We start from the raw sequence: 237 nt of genomic DNA, 5'->3' as shown, positions 1-237 counted from the left end.
GATTAATTGTTTCTATCATGTTTGCATTCCTTAATGGTAGTAATCTGTGCCACGTATGTTGCTGTGTGTAATTGGCATTTCTGGCTCTGTTTGGAGTGTGGGTAATGGTTGTTGGTCTAACCCTTTTTGCAGCATTTGCTTACTCGCTCTGTGGGTGGTCGTATTCATGCAAATTGCTCGGTAACAGGCTCGGGCGAGGCGTTGTTTTGCATCGGGTTTAGCTACACTTCATCCCCG

Annotated in this window: 1 protein-coding gene; it reads right to left on the bottom strand. The window is 45.6% G+C overall.

What is annotated here, in order from left to right; all coding sequences use genetic code 11:
* Positions 1–30 precede the first annotated feature (30 nt).
* Positions 31–168, bottom strand: a complete 138-nt coding sequence (locus AAEY62_RS24715; RefSeq protein WP_350637135.1) for a hypothetical protein — start codon at positions 166–168, stop codon at positions 31–33.
* Between the last annotated feature and the right edge of the window lie 69 nt (positions 169–237).

Origin of the sequence: Pseudoalteromonas sp. GW168-MNA-CIBAN-0100, from assembly GCF_040309225.1 — a bacterium.
In the GTDB taxonomy this organism is placed as follows: Bacteria; Pseudomonadota; Gammaproteobacteria; order Enterobacterales; family Alteromonadaceae; genus Pseudoalteromonas; species Pseudoalteromonas arctica.
Note: the sequence above shows the minus strand (reverse complement) of the source record. Positions and strands in the feature narration are given on the sequence as shown.

Coding starts and splice junctions, on each gene's coding strand:
- AAEY62_RS24715 (WP_350637135.1), bottom strand. CDS start 168: ATGAATACGACCACCCACAGAGCGAGTAAGCAAATGCTGCAAAAAGGG.